This window comes from Bacteroides sp. 4_1_36, from assembly GCF_003466325.1.
Taxonomy (GTDB): domain Bacteria; phylum Bacteroidota; class Bacteroidia; order Bacteroidales; family Bacteroidaceae; genus Bacteroides; species Bacteroides uniformis.
The window spans coordinates 26,681-47,394 of record NZ_QSOX01000002.1; the positions used below are offsets into that span (position 1 = coordinate 26,681).

Sequence of the window (20,714 nt, forward strand, 5' to 3'; positions counted from 1 at the left end):
AGATGGTACATTGTACATGCAACTATTTGTTGTAATAAAACTCTATATTCTCCTTCGTCAGCAAGTCAATCGGCATGAAGTTCTCCCTTGTGATTTCCTTCTTCAGAATCAGGTATTCGCACAAGGCCTTGATGCCGTCGAATCCTTGCAGGGTGGGCTGCTGTGCTATGAGGAAGAAGATGCTTCCCTGCTTCAGGCAGTCTACGTTGCGTTGCAGCAGGTCGTAGCCCATCAGGTTGAAGTCTTTTTTCTGCTTCTTCAGCAGGTATTCCCCGATGATGTATGCTTTGGAGTTGAAGGTGATTCCGTTCTTTACGGTAGGATGCTCTTGGAAGAACTCGTCCAGCATCAGTGTGTCCTCGCTGTCGCGCTTGGCATGCAGGTCCAGTTCCCAGATGCGGCAGGCGGGATGATGCTCCTGCATGTATTCGCGGAAGCCTATTTCGCGGCGTTCCTGCTGGTTCGACCCCACGATGCCTTCATTTATCTTGCGGAAGATGACGATTTCCTGCGCGTCTTCTCCGGCAAGCAGCATCAGCATGCGGGCGGCAAAATATCCGCTCTGGTGCGAGTTCTGCCCGTAGAAGGAGAGGGCGGGCTCTTCCTTTATGTTGGAGTCTATATATATATAAGGTATATTATGTTGCGTCAGCTCATCCGTGAAGGGCTTGGTGTATTGCGGAACGGTGGGGGCAAACATCACTCCGTCCGGCTCCAGTGCCAGAATCTGTCCGGAGGCTTCCGCGAATGAATGATAGTCATACGGGTCATAGTAGGAGAGGTGCACGGCCACGTTGAAGTCAGAGTAAGTCTCTACGGCGTTGTGTATGCCCGTTTCCACGTCTGTCCAGTATTCGCCTTTCTCGTGTAGCGGCAGCAGGCAGGCAAATGCGTACTTCTTGTTCGAAGCCAGTGCACTGGCATACATATTGGGCTGGTAATCCAGTTGTTTCAGGATTTCTTCCACCCGCTTCCGGCTGGACTCGGACACACCGCTACGCCCGTGAATCACACGGTCGACGGTTCCCACGGATACATCGGCCATCTTGGCGATATCCTTTATTCTGACTCTTTCCATCTGTATATTTACGATTTAACGATTTACGATGTACGATTGATGTTGCTTTGGCTACGATTCTACAATGTAATCTCAATCGTCTAATCGTAAATCGTCCCATCGTACATCTTCTTGTGCTCGCACACAATTATAATCTTAATATTTTCGATACAAATATATGATAATTTTTTGTATTTCAAAAATTGTTGTATCTTTGTGCCCGTACACGAAGACTATGAAGAACGAATATTATTTTGATTTACTCTCCATAGTTTCAGGTGTTTAGGTTCTGTTTATACCTCGAAATGATAAATTGAAAGGAAACAAATTAATTTCATATTAAAATAAAACATAGAAAGATTATGGGAAAGAAAGTAGTTACATTAGGTGAAATCATGCTGAGGCTGTCTACTCCGGGAAACACCCGTTTTGTGCAGTCCGACTCTTTTGATGTGGTATATGGCGGCGGCGAGGCCAACGTGGCTGTCAGCTGTGCCAACTACGGGCATGATGCTTATTTTGTAACCAAGTTGCCGAAACATGAAATAGGCCAGTCGGCTGTCAACGCATTGCGCAAGTATGGCGTAAAGACGGATTTCATTGCGCGTGGTGGTGACCGTGTAGGTATCTACTATCTTGAGACCGGTGCTTCCATGCGTCCCAGTAAGGTAATCTATGACCGTGCACACTCTGCCATTGCTGAGGCAGATGCGGCAGACTTTGATTTCGATGCCATCATGGAAGGTGCAGACTGGTTCCACTGGTCAGGTATCACTCCCGCCATCTCCGACAAGGCCGCCGAGTTGACCCGCCTGGCTTGCGAGGCTGCCAAACGTCACGGCGTTACGGTGTCGGTAGACCTCAATTTCCGTAAAAAACTCTGGACCAAAGAAAAAGCCCAGTCCATCATGAAGCCTTTGATGCAGTATGTGGATGTCTGCATCGGCAATGAAGAGGATGCTGAACTCTGTCTGGGCTTCAAGCCCGATGCAGACGTGGAAGGCGGCAAGACGGACGCTGAAGGCTACAAGGGAATCTTCAAGGCGATGGCGAAGGAATTCGGCTTCAAATACGTAATCTCTACGTTGCGCGAGTCTTTCTCCGCTACCCACAACGGCTGGAAAGCAATGATTTACAACGGCGAGGAATTCTACGAGTCAAAGCGTTACGACATCAATCCTATCGTCGACCGCGTAGGTGGCGGCGACTCTTTCTCAGGTGGTATCATCCACGGCCTGCTGACAAAACCCAACCAGGGTGCCGCCCTCGAATTTGCAGTAGCCGCTTCCGCCTTGAAGCACACTATCAACGGTGACTTCAACCTTGTTTCCACAGAAGAGGTAGAAGCGCTGGCAGGAGGGGATGCAAGCGGACGAGTACAACGCTAAGCTCATTTACGATTTGACGATTTACGATGTACGATTGAAATTACTTCTACAGTGAACTCGGAGGAATTGAAAATACGATTGAAGGTGTTCTCTTTGAGAATAATCAAGATGGTAGATTGTATGCCTAATCGGATTTCGTCAATGGCTATAGCTAAACAAATAGTGCGTTCAGGGACTTCACCTGCTGCCAATTATAGGGCAGCTTGTTTGGAAAAGTCTGATAAGGATTTTCTGAATAAACTGAAAATGGTAGAGGAAGAACTGGATGAAACTATACACTGGTTGGAAATTATTGCTGAAAGTGAGATGATTCCTGCTAATAAACTGCTTGGGTTGCAACAAGAGGCGCATGAATTGTATAAAATAATAGTGAGTTCTATTGTCACTACAAGAAATCGGTTAGCAAAGGAAGTTTGAATCGTCAAATCGTAAATAAAAAGAATAGATATAAAGTAAAGTAATATTAATCGTAAATCGTAAATCGTCAAATCGTAAATAAAAAGATGAGTAAATTTGATAAAATCGCAGTATTGAATAAGATTGGTTCTACCGGCATGGTGCCCGTCTTTTATCATAAGGATGCAGAAGTTGCAAAGAAAGTTGTAAAGGCTTGTTACGATGGAGGTGTTCGTGCGTTCGAATTCACGAACCGTGGTGACTTTGCCCACGAGGTGTTTGCGGAGGTTGTGAAGTTTGCGGCAAAAGAGTGCCCGGAGATGGCTATGGGTGTAGGTTCCATCGTTGACCCTGCTACTGCGGCGCTGTATTTGCAGTTGGGTGCATGTTTCGTTGTAGGCCCGTTGTTCAACCCGGAGATTGCTAAGATTTGTAACCGTCGTCTGGTAGCTTATACTCCGGGGTGCGGCAGCGTTTCAGAGGTAGGTTTCGCGCAAGAAGCAGGTTGCGACCTCTGCAAGATATTTCCGGGCGACGTGCTTGGTGCCAAACTCGTGAAAGGTTTGCTGGCTCCGATGCCCTGGTCCAAGCTGATGGTGACCGGTGGAGTGGAGCCGACTCAGGAAAACCTGACCTCCTGGATTAAGGCGGGTGTGTTCTGCGTAGGTATGGGTTCCAAACTCTTCCCGAAGGATAAGGTCGCTGCTGAAGACTGGACTTATGTTACGGAAAAATGTAAAGAAGCGTTAGGTTATATTGCCGAAGCAAGAAAATAAAGAAGAAATTCATTTTGTTTAAAGGTGTTTAAAGGGGACAGCCATCGAAGCGTTTCGGCGCTTCGGTGGTTTGTTTTTTACTGGAAAGTATACTCCCGATGAACAATAAAATGTTTATAAGTGTAAACTGTACTCTTAAACTCTAAAACAATGTTATAAAACGCGCGAAAAATGTGCCGGCGTTTTGCGCGTGCGGATAAAACACTTACCTTTGCAGTGCAGTTGGGAAACTGCATTTGGATTTGATAAATAATAAAAACAGTTTTCAATAAAGGATATTAGTTGTTAGGTAAAAGGATTGAAAATAGATTTTTTTCATAAGCTAAATGTTTTGAATAAATAGGTAAATTAGGTAAAGGTAAAAATTGGATTTTGAAGTTTTCAGAATAGGTAATTGAAGTTTTATTTTTCAGGTAAAGAGAAAGATTGATTTTTAGGTAACATTGACGCAGTTTAAAAGAAAAGCCTTTAAGGCTTTTCTTACAGGGGCGAGGGGTTCGTGAGAGCTTGCTCGTTTTTTTATTCCTATATTCTTCGCATTTTTTGTATATTTTGTCCGGACTCTACTTCTTTTTTGTATCTTTGTGTCGGATACCCATTAAAAACAAGCAGCAACTCTAAAGCTTAAATAGCTCTGAATTTGGAACATATATTGAATATATTCGATTGGCTTTTATACATATGGTTTGCAATAAACATACTGTATCTATTGGTTTACAGTCTGGCGTCACGCCGGCGTGACCTGCCTCTGCCCCCTCCAGCCAAGGAACACAAGCGTTTTGCCATACTGATTCCTGCCTACCGCGAAGATGCCGTGATACACGAGTGCGTCCATTCATGTCTGGAGCAGGATTATCCCGCCGACTGTTTTGATACGGTTGTCATTTCGGACCGTATGCAGCCCGAAACCAACGCTTCCCTCGCTGTGCTTCCTGTCCGCCTGGTTGAAGTGCATTTTGAGAAAAGCACCAAGTCCAAATCTCTGAATGCCGCCATGGCTGCCATCGGCAATGACTATGACATCGCTTTGGTGCTCGATGCGGACAATGTCATCCCTTACGATTATCTGAGTGATATTAACGACCTCTTCGCCAATCCGGAAGTCGAGATTGTGCAGACCCACCGGAGTGCCAAGAACCTGAACAATGACATGGCCCTGCTCGATGCCATCAGTGAGGAAATCAACAATACCATTTTCCGTCTGGGGCATGCCAAGCTGGGCTTGTCGGCTGCCCTTATCGGTTCCGGTATGGCGTTCCGTTATGACTTGTTTCGTGATACGATGGCGGATATCAAGGCTGTGGGCGGTTTCGACCGTGAATTGGAGCTGACCCTGCTCTATCGCGGCAAACGTTTTTATTATCTGCCCGAAACCTTTGTGTTCGATGAGAAGATACAGAACACCGGTGATTTCTCCCGTCAGCGCCGCCGTTGGCTTTCGGCACAATGGCATTACTGCCAGACCTTCGCCAAGTTTCTGTGGAAGGCGCTTGCTGCGCGTAACTGGGACTTCTGCGACAAGCTTTTCCAGCAGCTTTCCATTCCCCGCCTGCTGTTGATGGGGTTCACGTTCCTCTTCTCCGTGTTGTTTACGGTTTATCGCTGGACATGGGGGCTGAAGTGGTGGCTGCTCTTGGTGTTGCTCGCTGTCGCACTGCTCGTTGCCGTTCCCAAAAGGTTCTGCACCAGCCGCCTGGCAATGGCCCTGCAAAAGATACCCTATACATTCCTGCTGATGGCAGGAAACATCTTCAAGCTGAGGGGGGCGAACAAGACCTTTATACATACCAGGCATGGGGTGGCGGAAAAATAGAAAGGGATACACAATAAACAAGTCTATAAGCAAACAAATGATATACGGAAAAATCACTTTAGAAGATTGGCGTACAGTCTGTGTAGAGGGAGAAGAGCCGGAATCTTCTTTTGAAAGTTATAATCTGAGACTTTTCTTTTTCGGAACTTTGTATAATCGGGACACCTTGCAGGCAACTCCGGATGATACCAATGCCAAGCTTGCTGCTGATGCGTTTCTATCCGATCCGGCATATGGCTTTTCACGCCTGGACGGTTCGTTCACCATAGTATATTATTCAGAAAATGAATGCGGAGTGGTGCGCGACCATCATGGCACGCATTATCCCGTCTATTGTCACATTGATGGTAATTTTGCCACTTCCTGGCAATTTTTAGAGGACCAACTGGAAGAAAATTTCGAGCCTAATCTGGTTTCATTGAGTACATTCCTTCAGCGTGGCATTTTGAAGAAGAATAATTTCGCCCTATTCGATGTTCATTCTTTAGGTGCCGGCGAAAAGTTCTACATGTTGACAGAGCTTGGTTATCTGATGCCGGTTTGGGCTTCTGTAAAGTTAGAGACACAAGCGAACGTACATTCCATGTTTGATTCGCTGAAGGAAAGAAATCCCGGCTTATATGAAAAGGTGGCAGATGACATTTATTGTCTGAAGCGCGACAGCGTTTTTGAGCATGAACCCAAGGTGGCTACTGAACGGAATCCGGATGTCGAGGCCTATTCCCGCCGTTATGGAGAATTGCATGCGCAAGCCATCCGCCGGCGTATCGGCCATAGCCGCAGGGTAGGTATCCTGCTGAGTGGCGGCTATGATTCCGGTTCAAACCTTGCTGCGCTGCGCAGCATTTACGACGGCCAGATTGACTCCTATTCCGTGGGCTTTAAAGGAGATGCCTGGACGGAGCTGCCCATGGCCCGTCTGATGTCTGAAACCTTTGGTACCCGCCACCACGAGTACGAGATTGACGGTACGGAAACCAGTGCCTTGCCCGACATTGTCCGTTTTCTGGGTGAGCCTTTTATGGAAGGCGGGCTGATGGTAAACTATTGTGCCATGCGCATGATAGGCGATGACAAGCCCGACGTGATTCTGGGAGGTGACGGCAGTGACCAGTATTTCGGTACTTCCGGTCGCGAAGTGGCGTTGCATTATCTATCCGCCCGCATAGGATTGCGTCCCTTGCTACGTGGCATCAGCCGTCTGCTGGAGCATGAAACCTTTGATACCGGTGGAAAGCTTTCCCGCATCAATTTCCATTTGGATAAGATACTTCATATTCTGGAAGGGGAGCGTTTCGGCTTCTCCGATTCTGCCTTGTGTGCCCTTCTGCAAAATCCGAAAGAAGATTTTGAGCCGGTAAAATCACTACGGCCCGATATCCACAGTTTCGAGCATCTTTATGCGCAGCATGCCATTCTTTCCGATTTGGAGACTGTAATCAACCGTATCATTCTTTTCAAGGCTTCCAGCATGGCACGCATGTTCGGTAACAATCTGACGTATCCTTTTATGGACCTGGAGCTTTTCCATTTCCTGCAGGAGCTGCCGGTAGGGTTGAAGTGCAGGGGCAACAGTGTACTGGACATTGCGCGGGGTCGTTCCGTTTCTAAATATCTGTTAAAGCACCATTATAAACCTTTACTTCCCGAGGCCATTACCTTGAAGAAGAAGCAGGGCGGTTTTGCACCTATGCCACTGTTCTTCCGTGATAGGGCCCGACGTGCTTTCTTTAAGGAATTTATTCTTGCTTCCGGCATTATGGACAACTATCTGCGTCGTGATGCAGTGGAGAAGTTTCTTACAGATTATGAACAAGTTGCAGAGAAGGAGGGCGGTTGGTTCTGGCATAGGCAGAACAAGGCTTTGCAATATTTCAACCTGTTGACGCTTGTTGTGTGGTGGGAAGAGTTTGTGGAAGGCCATGAGGTGAAATTCTGAAAATATGATTGAAAGTATGAAAGTTTCCATTATTGTTCCGGTTTATAATGTTGCCAAGTACATAGAACGGTGTCTGCTGTCTGTGTTGAACCAGACCTGGCCGGATTTGGAAGTCATTCTTGTGAATGACTGCACTCCGGATAACTCTATGGAGATAGTCAGACGGGTGGTGGCTTCGCATCCGCGCGGAGCGGTGGTGAGATGTCTGGAACATGAAGAGAACAGAGGGCTTTCTGCTGCAAGAAACACCGGTATTTCAGCGTCTGTTGGCGATTATCTGTACTTCTTGGATAGCGACGATTATATTTCAGCGAATGCAATAGAGCTTTTGGCGGATGCAGCGGTGCAGAAGCGACCGGATTTTGTGATAGGCAATTACGAGGTGACCGGCGCCAGACGTTGGGCTCCTCCTTTATCATTAGGCACCGGGTTTTATGAAGGGAATGCTCTTGTACTTTCCACTTATGTGCAGGGAAAATGGTATGTCATGGCATGGAACAAGCTGGTGAGTCGTCCCCTCGTTTTGCAGCATAAACTCTACTTCCAGGAGGGCATTGTACACGAGGATGATTTATGGTCATTTAAGTTGGCATGTATGTCTCAAAGTATGTATGTCGTCAATGAGACCACTTACTATTATTCCATGCAGCCAGATTCCATCATGCGAGCGCCGTCTATGCGTAATTTGGAATGTCGTGTGCTGGTGCTTGGTTATATCTACGACTTTATCCGGTCTTCCCGGTGTTTGCAGGATAACCGGCTGATATATATATACTTTGAGAGTCTGAAGGCGAAATATTTTGACCGTATTCTGTATTTCACGAAAGACACATCCTTTCATTATCAGAGTTATTTGGTATTCAGGAACAAAAAGTATGCGTCTTTGTTGGAGATGACGGGCCTGCGTCCCGAATGGAAGCTGATGTTGCAGAACATCCATTATGTGCTTCCTACGTATGCCGGCTATCTGTATTTTAAGGCTTTTGTAAAGTCAGCCTACTATTTGTTGGTGTTGTCTATAAAAATGAAGGCAGTGTTTCATGCAAAATGAGCGAATATGAATAATCTTCCGGAAATATCCGTTATAGTACCCGTTTATAAGGTAGAAGAGTACTTGCCCCAGTGCATTGACAGTATTCTTGCACAGACCTTTACGGATTTTGAGCTGTTGCTGGTAGATGACGGGAGCCCTGACTGTTGCGGGGAGATTTGTGAAGAGTATGCCGGGAAGGATATGAGGATACGGGTGTTCCATCAGGCTAATGCAGGATTGAGCTGTGCCCGGAATACTGGTTTGATGAATGCTCGTGGAAGATATGTAACCTTTATTGATTCAGATGATTATGTAAAGCCTTGTTATCTTGAAAGGCTGTACGGTGCATTGCCTGCCGATAAAACGAAGGAGGGAGTAATAGTCGGTTCTCTTGATGCGTATCTGCCAAATGGGGACTTTCAAACGTTTCACGTTCCCGAACAAGATATAGCTTCGGAACAGATGTATCTTATATTGACAGACTTGATAGACAAGCGTGTTGCGTACGCAGGCAGCAAGCTATACGACCATCGGATTATCAAGCAATACCGGGTGGGCTTTGTTCCTTTTGTTTCCGGACTGGAAGATATGCTGTTTATGTTGGACTACCTGATGTATGCGGATTTTATGGTTATTCGTGATTACAATAATTACGTTTATAGAGTAGGGTATTCTGTAGATGTGTTGTCTGTGCGTATAAACAGCTTTCCGGCAGAATATGCAGCATTCTCCAATTTTTTGGAAAGGGTCTATGTGTATCAAAAGAAATTTAATTTGGAGGATAGCTCACTGGATAGAACATGGAATTCATTGACTGTCTTTTTCCATAAAGTGATTTTGGCCATCTATAAACCAGAGCATAAGTATACCCGGCAGGAACGGTTGTCTTTTTTACATCAAGTCCTTTTATCAGACAAAGAATGGATAAGACGATTTTTTCTTCCACAGTATAAAGCGGATGTGTTGGGCAAATTCTTGCTTTGCAGGGTGGGGGCATCGGCTTTTGATGGGTGGATGCGTTTCTTGTCAGGTATAAAATTCAAGAAAATGTTTGGAGCGAAATAACGGAGGGCATTATGAATATCTTGTTTATACATCCTGTCATGTTCCATCCCCAACGGGGAGGGATTGAAAGAGTAAGTGACCTTTTGTGCCGTGAATTCATAAGACGGGGACACCATGTTCTTTGTTTACATAGTGTGCGGGATGAAAGCCGCATGGATTATGCATATCCTGCATCCTCTTATTTTTTCCCATATCAGGTTCGGGAAGTAGAAAAGAACGGGTTGTTTTTCCGTAGTTTCCTGCAAGAGCACCGTATTGATATGGTCATAGACCAGGACCCGCAGACTTATTATACATTATATTCCTTCTCTAAAACCTTGCGGGACGTGTATATTATTTCCGTGATACATTATAATCCTCTTGGCATATATCATCATTTGGGAGAGTTCGTAATGTGGGTATCAGGAAAAAACACAATCATGGGAAAAATCAGAAAGGTGGCCCGTATCCTCAAAATTCCCATGCTTAAGTATGATTACAAGCGTACATTACAATCAGATTATGGAGGCATTTTTCGATATACAGATGCATTATGTTTACTTTCCTTGAAATTTCTTCCTGATTTGTGGCAGATATATTCAAAAGATTTGAGCCGGGTGATTGCCATCCCCAATCCGAATACATATCCTGCTCAAGAAAATACAGATTTTCTCAAGAAGAAGCAGATATTGTATGTAGGCCGGATAGAGTGGCGCCAGAAGCGTGTAGGACGGCTGATTGATATCTGGAAGCGTATATATAAAAAATTTCCCGATTGGGAGTTGGTCATTGTGGGAGACGGGCCGATAAGGCAGACATTGGAACAGAAAGCCTTAAAGATGGAACGGGTTGTTTTCACCGGTTGGCAAGACCCTGAACCATTTTACCGGGATGCAAGCATCCTATGTCTGACGAGTGACTTTGAAGGGTGGGGAATGGTATTGACCGAAGCCATGACATTCGGGGCGGTTCCGGTGGCGTTCAATTCGTATGCAGCTATCACAGATATTATTGATGATGGGAAGAACGGATTGTTGGTTCCTCCGTTCTCGCATAAGGAGTTTGCCCGGAAGTTGGGCTCATTGATGAAAGATGAAGAACTGCGCAGGGAGATGTCAAAAAATTGTGTGCAGTATGTGAGGCGCTTTGACATACAGAATGTGGCGGACGAGTGGGAAAATGCCTTTGACCGACTGAAATCAACAGCTCGTCAATGATGCCTTTTCAGTATCCGGTGAGCGAATGCACGTATGCCCGGAGTGAAAAGATAGAGCAACGAGCAGGTTAATATCCCATAAGTGGAAATCAGAATCATTCCATAGAGAATCCAATGTGTAAAAGAGCTTTCCGGTGTAAAGTCATTGCTTGGATAGAGATGGTAGCATACTATTCCCGGCAGCAGTATAATCAGCAGATGCTTGATGTAGCCCATCCAATAGTGAAGAACGGGTATTTTGAATCCTTGCGAATAAAGAAAGTAAGGTTTCCAAATGACTATGATGAGAAATAGACTGGTTATGTTGCCCATCAAAATTCCCGGCAGTCCCCAAAAATGTCCGGCAATGATGGCAACAGTCAGGTTGATGATTACTTCCGCAATGGGAGCCCAAGTATCTTGAAATAAACCATACCCATAGGTAAATTGGTCTATGGCACCTCGGGTGTAGCTGATGAACGAGTTGATGATAATCAGATACAGAATATGTTGGGGCAATACGTATTCACTTCCTAGCCATAATGAAATAAAAGCGCCGGTCAGTCGAATCAGGGCAAATGAAATGGTTCCGGCTATCAAGAAACGGATACCCATCAACTCCCAGAATACTTGCTGGATACGTTTGGAATCACCTTCGGCTATCAGGTTACCTACTCCTGCATTGGTACTCCCTAATAGGTTGCTGATAAATATACTTATCTTATCAATAATGAGCGTATAGTTCCCATAGTAAGCCACAGTTTTGAGTGAGACGAAGGCATATACCAGAAAGGGAGTGGTTTGGAACTGTACGAAACTGCCCAGTTTATGGACAAAGAGCTGTTTGGTATACCGGGTTACTTCCGGATATTTCTTGAAAAGCAGCTTTCCTTGTTTCACTTCGCTTTTCAGCCAAGGGTATACCTGGTTGACTTTCCAGTTCAGGATAATGGAATAGACAATGCCCAGCAGAAGTTCCAGGCTAATCCATAGGTAATAGTTGCCCGTATAATAGACTAATCCCATTTGCAGACAAGTCTTTATCAGTACGGCACTTTGAAAATAGGCTGTCACTACATAGTTCTTCTGGTCTGCTCCCAAAAGGGTTTGCTTGTAATTGGCAAAATATCCTATTAGTGAAGTGGTCAGATACGAGAAAAATGCAAAATAGATGACGCCTAAATCAAAGACATTATTGGGGAATATCAAGGGCAGGAAGCATGCCAAGGCACATCCTGCACTTAGAATGATAAAACCGATACGGCGGTAGATGAAACCGAAAACGGAAATTATTTCATTGATTTTCTTTTCATCGTGTTCAAAGAGGGGTTTATACAGAACGTAGCCGATGGCTGTGCTGATACCCAATTCTGCAAGGTTCAGAAAACCCAAGAGATTGTTCAGTGTACCTATCAGCCCCATAAAGTCTGCGCCCAATGCATCCAGAAAGATTTTTCTGGAAAAAAATGATAGGGCTAAACTCAGGAAATAAAAAATGAGATTAACCCGGGCATTAAGCAATGATTTTTTAAGGCGTGACTCGTGAGGCATAAGTTCTGTTATTACTCTGCAAAAATACATAAAAATAATTTTAAGGGAATAAAAAGTGAAATGTATTTTATTCTTAGATTTTATTGCTAATTTTGTCAAAAGGGTATTTGATATAAATAATCGTAGATTGTGGTATTGATATAATTTGTAGGATGAAGATACTGACTGTTGTTTGTGGATTAGGTATTGGAGGAACCGAGCGTACTGCTGAAAATTTCTCAATAGGTTTGATGCGTTGTGGATATGATGTAAAGGTGTATGCTTCTTCTGAAGGGGGGGAGCGTGCTGAAAATCTGCGCCAATTGGGTATTGAAGTTATGTATTCATATAGTGAACTGCATGAGTTGAAAAATTCCGGTTGGACTCCGGATGTCATTCATTTACATTCATTGAGAGTGAGTATGGAGGCCTTTATGTTGATTCATAATCTTTTCCCGGGTGCTCGTATATATGAGCAGAATGTCTTTTGTACTCCTACAAAATTTACTCCCTATTTGAGCTCATCGTTACAGTTGTCCCAATGGTGTTTGTGGTATTATTCACAATTTCCTTCTACGAAGAGAGTTTCTAAGACTATTTTACCAAATGCTATAAATGTTTCCAATTTTTATCCGTGTAGTTTGGTTGAGCGTGAGGATACTCGTAGGAGCTATGGTATTGCCCCTGATGATTTTGTCTTGTTGCGTGTTGGGCAACCTTATAATGGGAAATGGAATCATAAGATTATTGATGTTTTTATAGATTTTCATAAGAAATATCCACGTGCTTTACTTTGGCTGGTTGGAGCTTCCCCTTCTGTGGTACATAAAATTAGCAGACTTCCAAATAAATCTGTAAAAAACAGGATTCTTCTTACAGATAAACTCATAGGAGATGAGAAGTTGAGACTATGTTATGGTGCATCGGATGTATTTTTGCATATGGCACGAATAGGAGAGACATTTGGTATTGTATTAGCGGAAGCTATTTTGTGTGGTTTGCCGGTCGTTACTCATCAAACGCCCTATTCTGAAAATTCTCAAGCAGAAGTGGTGGGACATTTACGAGGAGGACTTGTGGCAAATCGCTATGGTGGAATCATTGCTGCTTTAGAACGCCTTTATTTAGAACCAGAGTTTGGTAAGAAACTTGCAATAACTGGTGCTACTGTAATTAAAGAACGATATAGTATTCAATCTTCCATAAATTTATTTCAATCTATTATGCGCGGTGAAGTCCATTCTTGGAAGTATGTAACTAAAGATTTGAAGATATATTTAAGGGATGCTATTGATGCTCCAATACCTGGTATTTTATTTCTTTTATGTATGAAGAAAGTACTGCTGTATGTTGTGCCGGATAAATACTGTCGTTTCTTTTTCCGGTTTTGGTGCCGCCTTTTTGATAAAGCCGTTCAAATGTAAAAAATATGAAATATACAGTAACAATTGCAATGCCGATATATAATGTGGCACCTTATGTGGAGAAATCTTTGTTATCTGCATTGAATCAGACCTTTGTTGATATTGAGTATTTGTTGGTTGATGACAAAGGTACAGATGAAAGTATGGATATTGTCCATCGGATAATATCCATGCATCCACGTGGAAAGAATGTGAGAATTATTGATCAGAAATATAATCAAGGTACTGCGGCGGCTCGTAATGTAATGGTGGCTAATGCTACTGGAGAATATTTGTTTATAATGGATAGTGATGATGTCATATCTCCTGATTGCATTGATATATTATATCAGAAGATGAAGCAGTATTCAGTTGATTTTATAGCCGGTTCTTTTCAACGCCAGACTTGGGATGGAGACATTTATCCGGGTGGGTATCGGTATAAAGATACATTGATAAAAGACGGGGATTATGCTGTGGCTGAATATCGCTATGGGCAAGGACATGAAATTTTTGTAGCTACATGGAATAAACTTTATAAGGTCCAATTTCTGCGAAATAACAATATACGTTGTATTGATGGATATATGATTGATGATGTTTGGTTTACGTATCAAGTGATTATGTGTGCGCGTTCTTGTTGCTTAGTTTCGGACTGCACTTTATTTTATACTTATAATCCAAATTCTGTAACGAGTGTGCGATATTCACAAAAACTGTCAGAACAATATGTCGGCACCTTGTCATTAAAATCAGAATGGATTCATGGGCTTCGTAATAAATCGTTCTACAATGGATTGATGTATGATATTCTAAAGATGAGTGTTTATCATAGTTATTGCATTGGTAATTCCGAATTTGTTTCTCCTGTGGATAAACAGAAGCTTCTTTCAAATTTGTTGTCCCGGAAGTTTCCTTATCCATCGCATTGGTATTTCAATAAATTTCTTTTTAAAGCCCTGCCTTTTCTTTTGTTTTATAGCTTTCCGATGTCGATTAAAATATGGGTTATTCGGTTCATTGTGAGTATTAATCTGAAGGATAAGGTGAAGCGCTGGTTTCACTTTTAGTAAGTGGCATTGTTGTTCATCTATTAATAGACGGATTCACTGTCCTTTATCGGCATGTAGTAGGGAACCAGGTATTTGATGAATCCTTCGGCCACTTCCTTGTTAGGGAATCCCAGCCGATAGATGTTGAATTCTTCGTCATATTCCTTTATCGTGAGGTAGCCGCTTTGGTAAATCACGGCAATGGGATTATCCTTGAACGACTCCACGTCTGTCAGTGTCTCTGCAGTCACTCCTTCACTCGTAAGGTCGGGCAGACAGAAGTTGTTGTCTTTCAGCAGTTTCACAAATATCCGTCATTGATAAGGCTCTCAAAACTCTGTATTCCAATAGGGTACTTCATACGGCTGAACTTTGTTTGATGCGCATTTTGCTTAATTAGAACAAATGTATGAATAAAAAATGAGGTGGCAAAGCTTTTGTCATGCTTTGTCACCTCTCTTTTCTTGGTTACCACTTCTCTTTTTTTACTTCAAAACACGGGCATTGTTTCGTCCATTCCATCGGTTCCACCTCTCCGTTGTTGTTCCGGTCGGGGCTGAGGTCGCGATGTCCCGCCACTTTGGCTTCCGGATAGTCCATCAGCAAAGCGCGGACCAGTACGCGGAGCGAGTGGCGCTGCCATTCCGTGCGTGTGTCTTTGGGATTCCCATAGTGGTCCAATCCGCCTTCGTAGGCGATTCCGATAGAGTGGGCATTGTAGCCGCGGGCGTGGGCGCCGGCCCTCTCGACCGGGCGTGTGGTCAGGATTTGTCCGTCACGGCGGATGTAGAAATGATAGCCCGTGCCATCAAATCCACGTCGGCGGTGCGCGGCTTCCAGAGCTTGCCCGGTAAAGGGACGGTCCTCGCACGTGGCGCTGCAATGTATCACAATCAAGTTGATTTTTCTCATTTCTTTCTACTGTTTGCCTTTGGGGGCTGTGCGCTAAAGGGGACCACCGCTGTTCATGGCGTGTGCGCTGAATGCACCCAAAAGTGCCGAAGCTACAGCGATGATTACTTTCAGAATCTTGTCCCAGGTTGATGATTTTGTACTCATAATGGTTAATGGTTAGTGATTAGGGATTAGTGATTAGGGGTAGGGGTTAGGGAACACAAGCTCATCGCTTATCGCTAACCCCTAACCCCTATTTTTTATCCCAGCGGATTCTCCCCCTGGTCTCCGTCGGAACCTCCGCCATCGGGGTTATTGTCGCCGCTTCCGCTACCGGTGCTATCCTTGTCGGCAGTTACAAGCTCGAAGACGAGGTTGTTTGCTCCGCCTTTGGTGGTGGCGTTGCTGTCGTTCACTAAGCGCAGGGTGTTGGCTACCTTGAAGCGGATGTTGACGCGCTCGATGTTTTTTACGGTGCAGTCTTTGGCCAGTTCGGTGGCACGGCACTTGAAGGTGGTGTGGAAGATTCCGAAACCGTCCAGACGGACACTGTTGCCGTCCGTCAGCGTCTGGCGCATCTGGCGTACGATGGCTTTGCCTACGTGCTCCACGTCTTCGGACGACATGGCGCCCAGGGCTTCAATGTCTTTTGCGATGCGGGCAAGGTCGAAGATTTTGGCATCTTGGGGCTTGCGTTTCAGGGTGTAGACCATGGGGGAGCTGCTGTCCCCGATTTTCTTGTGGCGCTGTGTGCGCACTACTAATGCTGTTGACATGATGGTTGATGTTTAATGGTTAATGTTTCATTCCGAAAGGGAAAGGAGGTGTCTCCGCGGCGATGGCTTCTGTTCCGTTTCGTTGATACAAAGATAGGACATGGGGCAGGGAAGAAGGGAGGTTGGGGGAGGCAGGAGGAGGTTGGGAGAGGATAAGGGAGGTTATTGTTTCTTTTGTTTTGGATTTGTGACAAATAGGAGGTATATTTGTATTCGCATAGATGTGCGTAAACTGAATAAAAAGACATGGAATATGTTGGAAAACAGTAATCAGGATATGTGCTGTTTTAGCTCGTTTTGATGAAGTGCGTGATGTGGTGGTATATGCCAATCTTGAAAACGAGGCATTGCGTGAGCATATAGACAGAGTGGGGGTGAGGATTTATGTGAAAAGTGGGGAACCTTCTAAGAAGGCTCCCCGAAGACATTGATCATAAGCTGCACCTGCGCGGGCGTGTACCGTCGGCAATAGGGGTTCATGCCCGTGGCAAGCAGGCGTTGTTCCAGCCCGGGGGCGGTGCGTATCCATTCGTTCAGCCGGTTGACGGCAGTCTGCTGGGCAATGCCCGGAAGGTAGTACATGGCGAGTTCGCCTTTCCCGTAACTGCGGACGGGGAAGCGGGGCTCTGCAAAGGAATCATTTTCTTTCATCATATTCTTTAAAGTTCAGGTTATATGTTTTCTTTAATACGGATAACACATGATTGCACGGATAACCTGTGATTGCACAGTTTGCACATGCTTGCACGGATTCTCTTTTTCTGTCTTGTAAAGATACGGATTTTTATTCGAATAACCTGCCTTGTTCTTCATTATTTTTCAACCAATTCTCATTGTCGAACTGCGTGTTCACCGGTCCCGGTCGCTCTCCTTGGGGGGTGTGGATGATGTCTTCCTCGCAGGGCCAGTAGCGTCCGTTCAGGTGGTTGTAGACGAATTTGGCCTCGGTGTGGGCACTGCCCAGGTGCTTGAAGCGGACTTTCTCGATGTAGATGGTGGCTATCTGTTTCGTGTCGTTACGGTCTACCACGAGGCAGAAGTCGGACATGTTGGCGAAGTTGGCGGAGCCGTTGATGTCGTTCATCTCGACGCGGCGCAGGGTGCCGTCCTTTTCGTTGCGGTTCACCTTGCGGGGGTGGGCCACGAGGATGACGAGGCACTGGTTGCGGGTGGCGAAGCGTCCCAGCTTGTTCAGCGTGTCGGTGATGTAGTCCATTTCCGTCTGCCCCGGTTCCAGACGTTGTTCCAGGCGGTTCATGGGGTCGATGACGAGGATGCGTACCCCTTTGCGGCGCACCACCTGGCGGGCTTTCTCCAGGATGTGGTCGATGCCGTAGCTCCCGTCGTCGGGCAGGATGTGCGACACGTTGCGGTCCAGCCAGCCCACTGCCTGCCCGTAGAGGGCTTCCGTCATGCCCGGTCCGGGGGTGAAGCGGTGGCCGGTCAGCTTCTCCGCCAGCTTGTGCAGGTGGTAGGCGATGGGCATGTTTTCGGGGCTGAAGAAGGCGATTTTCCACTCGTGGCGCAGGCAGAGGCGCAGCACCAGCTCGTCGGTGAATTCGGACTTGCCGTCGCCGGGGCGTCCGGTCATCACCAGCAGGCGGCGGGGCTCGAAGGTGCAGTGTTCGTCGAAGTTGTCCCAGCCGGTGTCGGCACCCCGCTGCAGGCCGTTCTCGTAGAGGGAGCGCAGGTCGTCGCGGCAGTCTTCGGCGGTGAAGATGCCTTCCAGGGGCACTTCTTCGGCTTGCTCGATGCAGATGCGGAGGCTTTCGGCGCCGTATTTCACCAGATGCTCGTTGGCATCCTTGCAGCCCTCGCCGAAGTGCACGATGCGGCAGCGTTCCACTCCGAGGCGGCGCGTGAGTTCCTGCCGGAGCGACTGCCCTGCCGGGTCCTCGTCTACGGCGATGTAGATGGCCTGCTTGTCTTCGAAGTGCGACTCCACGAAGCGGTCCAGCCACGTGAGGTTGCTCTGGGCGCCGGCGGGCACGGAGACGACGTCCTTGCGTCCGGCGGCGATGACGGCTGCCGCGTCGAACTCGCCTTCGGTGATGATGCACTCCGGGGTGCCGAGGATGCTGTCCACGTTGTAGGGGATGAGCTCGGCTCCCTTCACCATCATGAAGTGCTTCAGGGCGCTGCGGTACTTGGTGTTGACGAGTGTCCCGTTCTCGAAGTAGTTGAAGCAGATGCAATTCTCCTCCTGGTTGCTTTCCGGCAGGCGCACCGTCTCTTCGGTGATGCGCAGGGTACGCAGCAGTTCCTGCGGCAGGCAGCGCGCGGTGGTCCAGTAGCGTTCCAAGCTCTCGGAGAGTTGCATCCGGGCAGGGTCGAAGGTGGGGCGGCGGAAGTGCTGGGGCGGTGCGGCGGGTTTCCGGCGCATGTCGCGGCGCTGCTGCTTGAGGCGTTCTTCGGCATCGTCGGGCACGTAGAGCTTGTAGCCGCAGTGGTGGCAGTAGCACAGGCCTTTGTCCAGGTCTACGGAGAGTGACTTGTTGCCTTTGTGTCCGCGGGTGTCGTTGCATTGCGGGCAGATGGTCTTGATTTTGCCGCTGATGCGGCCGCGGGTGTCAATGCCGCGTTGATGGAAATTTCTCATAATGATTTTAGTTTGTTTGACATAAGAACAAAAGAACCTGTTTGTTTTCTTGTTTTGTCTTTTTGTTTGACATAAGAACAAAAGAACATATGCCACACTTCGCGGGGTGGAATGCCACACTTCACGGGGTGGAATGCCACACTTGGGACGTGCTGAGGTGTGGCATTCGGAACGTTGACATGTGGCATTCGGAACGCTGGGGTGTGGCATTCCGGATGCCGGAGTGTGGCGTTTCAGCCGGGTTTCTGTTTCGGCTTTTTCGATGAAGGCGGCGGGGTTTGCGACGTCCACGAACGGGCAGTTTCGTTCCAGAAGGCGGTATTGTCCGGTCGGGGTGGCGCTCCGTCGGGGATGGGGCAGCCCAGGTAGGTGCGCCGTCCGTCCACAAGCTGCTCGTAGCGGTAGGGGTCGGGAGGTGCGGCGGCGGACTGCTGCTTTTCGAGGCCCTGCAACAGCATATGCAGTTCCTGCGAGGTGCGCTGGCCGGCTTGGGTGTAGAACGTGAAGTAGCTTCGCACTTCTTCCTGGCTGTTCATCTTCTCCTCTTTTCCGAGGAGTACGATGTGTTTCTTGAATTCTTCCAGTGCCGTATCAAAATGCTTGTTCAGCAGGACACTGTAGCCGCTTCTCATGCAGACCATTTCACGGAACAGTTGGTTTTTCGACAAGCCATCCACTTGCTTCCTCCAGCTCTGGTAGGGAGTGACGCCGCCGCCGTTCTTTGGGACGACATCGTCGTCTTTTCTTTTCATCTGTTCTTCTCTATTCTGTTCTTCTCTTACGCGCGCGAGGCCGGTTTTGCTTCTACTTCCGCTGTTGTTCAGTGGGTTATCACCGTTTTTCGCATCCTCCGTTTTCTCCGGAGTTTTCAAATTGTTTTGCGAATGATTTCCTCTTTCCATATTGTTGAAGTTGATGGCAGATTCAAATTCTTCTTCGTGGATAGTGAAAAGTTTGTATTCCCAGATAATTTTCTCCATGTATTTTCTGGAGAACCCTTTTCTTGAAATAATATTCAGTTGACTGAAACTGAGTTTCCTGTCGGGCTGTGCGCAGAGCATCTCGATGATGCGCAGATACATACCATAGCCCCTGCATCCTTCATTATCGATGAGTGAGGCGAGTCTTTTGTCATTAGGCAAATCGTTGGGGTGTTTGAACCAAATCATTTTTTTTCGTGTATTAGTTTTCTATTTCCTGATAGTTATCTTATATTCTGAAAGGATAGAAGGGCTTCATAGTGATGTGTAAGGGAGAGACTGTGCAGCGGTCATATCTTTTAAAATATGCTGCAAAGTTACGTATAACAGAACAAGCCTGCAAATGGACTTTTGTAGGGTTGGCAGTATTTCATCGGCCTCAGAAGATGTTCTGAGCGTGCTCCCGTCTTTTTTCGGGTGCTTAGGCATACAATGGAGAAATATGTGTTTTTTTACGGAAAGTAGTCGGTGGAGCCCTCTCTTCAGGCGGTCTTCTACTTGTTACATTCGTAAACATTCGACTCACAGTAGCTATTGTTCTCCGGACTTTGTTTTGTGCATGCGTGTCATCTGCCGTATGTGGGCCAGACTGCGCAGTTCGCTTTGGGAGAAAGACGATTTCCCTTCCAGCAAGCCGCCAATTGCCTCTGCAATGATTTCCAACTTATCCAATAATGGATTTCTACTGTGTGCAGTATTCTTTTCGATGCTTACTGCGGTTTGGCCCTCGCTATGGAGGGTCAGGCTTACTTTTTTTACTCATTGTACGTTTTTAAGAAAAACACGGCAAAGATACGGATTTTACCCGGAAGGAGATGTATTTTTACAATTTTAAAAGT

Annotated in this window: 20 protein-coding genes; 10 read left to right on the forward strand and 10 right to left on the reverse strand. The window is 46.4% G+C overall.

The window, feature by feature from the left end:
• Positions 1 to 22 precede the first annotated feature (22 nt).
• The gene (locus tag DXD65_RS02920) at positions 23 to 1,078 is read right to left on the reverse strand and encodes a LacI family DNA-binding transcriptional regulator (RefSeq protein WP_005837354.1); all 1,056 of its coding nucleotides are present in this window, start codon (positions 1,076 to 1,078) and stop codon (positions 23 to 25) included.
• Positions 1,079 to 1,419: 341 nt separating this feature from the next.
• On the opposite strand from DXD65_RS02920, the gene DXD65_RS02925 reads away from it, so the two are divergent.
• The 8 genes from DXD65_RS02925 to DXD65_RS02960 all read left to right on the forward strand — a co-directional run bounded on the left by DXD65_RS02925 (position 1,420) and on the right by DXD65_RS02960 (position 10,663).
• Entirely contained in the window at positions 1,420 to 2,445 is a 1,026-nt protein-coding gene (locus DXD65_RS02925; protein WP_005837352.1) for a sugar kinase, read from the forward strand.
• Positions 2,446 to 2,496: 51 nt separating this feature from the next.
• Positions 2,497 to 2,862 (forward strand): four helix bundle protein, encoded by a 366-nt coding sequence (locus DXD65_RS02930; RefSeq protein WP_009038290.1) that lies wholly within the window; start codon positions 2,497 to 2,499, stop codon positions 2,860 to 2,862.
• Between the two features lie 86 nt (positions 2,863 to 2,948).
• On the forward strand, positions 2,949 to 3,617 hold the full coding sequence (locus DXD65_RS02935) for a bifunctional 4-hydroxy-2-oxoglutarate aldolase/2-dehydro-3-deoxy-phosphogluconate aldolase (RefSeq protein WP_022401191.1): 669 nt from the start codon (positions 2,949 to 2,951) through the stop codon (positions 3,615 to 3,617).
• Positions 3,618 to 4,257: 640 nt separating this feature from the next.
• Positions 4,258 to 5,430, forward strand: coding sequence for a glycosyltransferase (locus tag DXD65_RS02940; protein ID WP_087333077.1), 1,173 nt, complete (start codon positions 4,258 to 4,260; stop codon positions 5,428 to 5,430).
• A 37-nt stretch (positions 5,431 to 5,467) separates the two neighbouring features.
• Positions 5,468 to 7,369 carry an asparagine synthase C-terminal domain-containing protein gene (locus tag DXD65_RS02945; protein ID WP_022401193.1) on the forward strand — a complete coding sequence of 634 codons (1,902 nt, stop codon included), beginning with the start codon at positions 5,468 to 5,470 and terminating at the stop codon, positions 7,367 to 7,369.
• A 16-nt stretch (positions 7,370 to 7,385) separates the two neighbouring features.
• The gene (locus DXD65_RS02950) at positions 7,386 to 8,420 is read left to right on the forward strand and encodes a glycosyltransferase family 2 protein (protein ID WP_022401194.1); all 1,035 of its coding nucleotides are present in this window, start codon (positions 7,386 to 7,388) and stop codon (positions 8,418 to 8,420) included.
• A 6-nt stretch (positions 8,421 to 8,426) separates the two neighbouring features.
• Positions 8,427 to 9,467 (forward strand): glycosyltransferase family 2 protein, encoded by a 1,041-nt coding sequence (locus DXD65_RS02955; RefSeq protein ID WP_008664343.1) that lies wholly within the window; start codon positions 8,427 to 8,429, stop codon positions 9,465 to 9,467.
• An 11-nt stretch (positions 9,468 to 9,478) separates the two neighbouring features.
• Positions 9,479 to 10,663: a glycosyltransferase gene (locus tag DXD65_RS02960; RefSeq protein ID WP_009038295.1), complete on the forward strand. Its 1,185-nt coding sequence runs from the start codon at positions 9,479 to 9,481 to the stop codon at positions 10,661 to 10,663.
• Here DXD65_RS02960 and DXD65_RS02965 read toward each other — a convergent pair.
• Positions 10,657 to 12,192 carry a lipopolysaccharide biosynthesis protein gene (locus DXD65_RS02965; protein ID WP_117887331.1) on the reverse strand — a complete coding sequence of 512 codons (1,536 nt, stop codon included), beginning with the start codon at positions 12,190 to 12,192 and terminating at the stop codon, positions 10,657 to 10,659. The two genes, DXD65_RS02960 and DXD65_RS02965, sit on opposite strands and share 7 nt — an antisense overlap.
• Before the next feature lie 152 nt (positions 12,193 to 12,344).
• Between DXD65_RS02965 and DXD65_RS02970 the strand changes: the two genes are divergently transcribed.
• Positions 12,345 to 13,595, forward strand: a complete 1,251-nt coding sequence (locus DXD65_RS02970) for a glycosyltransferase family 4 protein (RefSeq protein ID WP_117719908.1) — start codon at positions 12,345 to 12,347, stop codon at positions 13,593 to 13,595.
• Positions 13,596 to 13,600: 5 nt separating this feature from the next.
• Positions 13,601 to 14,644 carry a glycosyltransferase family 2 protein gene (locus DXD65_RS02975; protein ID WP_227980127.1) on the forward strand — a complete coding sequence of 348 codons (1,044 nt, stop codon included), beginning with the start codon at positions 13,601 to 13,603 and terminating at the stop codon, positions 14,642 to 14,644.
• 23 nt (positions 14,645 to 14,667) lie between these two features.
• Here the strand turns inward: DXD65_RS02975 and DXD65_RS21190 are convergent, their stop codons facing one another.
• From DXD65_RS21190 to DXD65_RS03015, 8 genes are all read right to left on the reverse strand, one after another.
• Positions 14,668 to 14,931 (reverse strand): hypothetical protein, encoded by a 264-nt coding sequence (locus DXD65_RS21190; RefSeq protein WP_055288649.1) that lies wholly within the window; start codon positions 14,929 to 14,931, stop codon positions 14,668 to 14,670.
• A gap of 163 nt (positions 14,932 to 15,094) precedes the next feature.
• Entirely contained in the window at positions 15,095 to 15,538 is a 444-nt protein-coding gene (locus tag DXD65_RS02985) for an N-acetylmuramoyl-L-alanine amidase (RefSeq protein WP_117589620.1), read from the reverse strand.
• A 33-nt stretch (positions 15,539 to 15,571) separates the two neighbouring features.
• Positions 15,572 to 15,685, reverse strand: a complete 114-nt coding sequence (locus tag DXD65_RS20975) for a smalltalk protein (RefSeq protein ID WP_005837338.1) — start codon at positions 15,683 to 15,685, stop codon at positions 15,572 to 15,574.
• A 95-nt stretch (positions 15,686 to 15,780) separates the two neighbouring features.
• On the reverse strand, positions 15,781 to 16,296 hold the full coding sequence (locus DXD65_RS02990; protein WP_008664348.1) for an HU family DNA-binding protein: 516 nt from the start codon (positions 16,294 to 16,296) through the stop codon (positions 15,781 to 15,783).
• Positions 16,297 to 16,701: 405 nt separating this feature from the next.
• Positions 16,702 to 16,950: a DUF4248 domain-containing protein gene (locus DXD65_RS03000; RefSeq protein ID WP_034532858.1), complete on the reverse strand. Its 249-nt coding sequence runs from the start codon at positions 16,948 to 16,950 to the stop codon at positions 16,702 to 16,704.
• Between the two features lie 130 nt (positions 16,951 to 17,080).
• A complete protein-coding gene (locus tag DXD65_RS03005; RefSeq protein ID WP_117719907.1) occupies positions 17,081 to 18,895 on the reverse strand; it encodes a bifunctional DNA primase/helicase in 1,815 nt (604 codons plus the stop codon).
• A 233-nt stretch (positions 18,896 to 19,128) separates the two neighbouring features.
• Complete coding sequence (locus DXD65_RS03010) at positions 19,129 to 20,064, reverse strand: DUF4373 domain-containing protein (RefSeq protein WP_117589619.1); 936 nt, start codon at positions 20,062 to 20,064, stop codon at positions 19,129 to 19,131.
• Between the two features lie 342 nt (positions 20,065 to 20,406).
• Positions 20,407 to 20,547 carry a hypothetical protein gene (locus DXD65_RS03015; RefSeq protein ID WP_227741051.1) on the reverse strand — a complete coding sequence of 47 codons (141 nt, stop codon included), beginning with the start codon at positions 20,545 to 20,547 and terminating at the stop codon, positions 20,407 to 20,409.
• Positions 20,548 to 20,714 lie beyond the last annotated feature (167 nt).

Bases quoted from the DNA above. Each gene is read 5' to 3' on its own strand.
- DXD65_RS02920 (WP_005837354.1), bottom strand. From the start codon at position 1,078: ATGGAAAGAGTCAGAATAAAGGATATCGCCAAGATGGCCGATGTATCC.
- DXD65_RS02925 (WP_005837352.1), top strand. From the start codon at position 1,420: ATGGGAAAGAAAGTAGTTACATTAGGTGAAATCATGCTGAGGCTGTCT.
- DXD65_RS02935 (WP_022401191.1), top strand. From the start codon at position 2,949: ATGAGTAAATTTGATAAAATCGCAGTATTGAATAAGATTGGTTCTACC.
- DXD65_RS02945 (WP_022401193.1), top strand. From the start codon at position 5,468: ATGATATACGGAAAAATCACTTTAGAAGATTGGCGTACAGTCTGTGTA.
- DXD65_RS02950 (WP_022401194.1), top strand. From the start codon at position 7,386: ATGAAAGTTTCCATTATTGTTCCGGTTTATAATGTTGCCAAGTACATA.
- DXD65_RS02955 (WP_008664343.1), top strand. From the start codon at position 8,427: ATGAATAATCTTCCGGAAATATCCGTTATAGTACCCGTTTATAAGGTA.
- DXD65_RS02960 (WP_009038295.1), top strand. From the start codon at position 9,479: ATGAATATCTTGTTTATACATCCTGTCATGTTCCATCCCCAACGGGGA.
- DXD65_RS02965 (WP_117887331.1), bottom strand. From the start codon at position 12,192: ATGCCTCACGAGTCACGCCTTAAAAAATCATTGCTTAATGCCCGGGTT.
- DXD65_RS02970 (WP_117719908.1), top strand. From the start codon at position 12,345: ATGAAGATACTGACTGTTGTTTGTGGATTAGGTATTGGAGGAACCGAG.
- DXD65_RS02975 (WP_227980127.1), top strand. From the start codon at position 13,601: ATGAAATATACAGTAACAATTGCAATGCCGATATATAATGTGGCACCT.
- DXD65_RS02985 (WP_117589620.1), bottom strand. From the start codon at position 15,538: ATGAGAAAAATCAACTTGATTGTGATACATTGCAGCGCCACGTGCGAG.
- DXD65_RS20975 (WP_005837338.1), bottom strand. From the start codon at position 15,685: ATGAGTACAAAATCATCAACCTGGGACAAGATTCTGAAAGTAATCATC.
- DXD65_RS02990 (WP_008664348.1), bottom strand. From the start codon at position 16,296: ATGTCAACAGCATTAGTAGTGCGCACACAGCGCCACAAGAAAATCGGG.
- DXD65_RS03000 (WP_034532858.1), bottom strand. From the start codon at position 16,950: ATGATGAAAGAAAATGATTCCTTTGCAGAGCCCCGCTTCCCCGTCCGC.
- DXD65_RS03005 (WP_117719907.1), bottom strand. From the start codon at position 18,895: ATGAGAAATTTCCATCAACGCGGCATTGACACCCGCGGCCGCATCAGC.
- DXD65_RS03010 (WP_117589619.1), bottom strand. From the start codon at position 20,064: ATGATTTGGTTCAAACACCCCAACGATTTGCCTAATGACAAAAGACTC.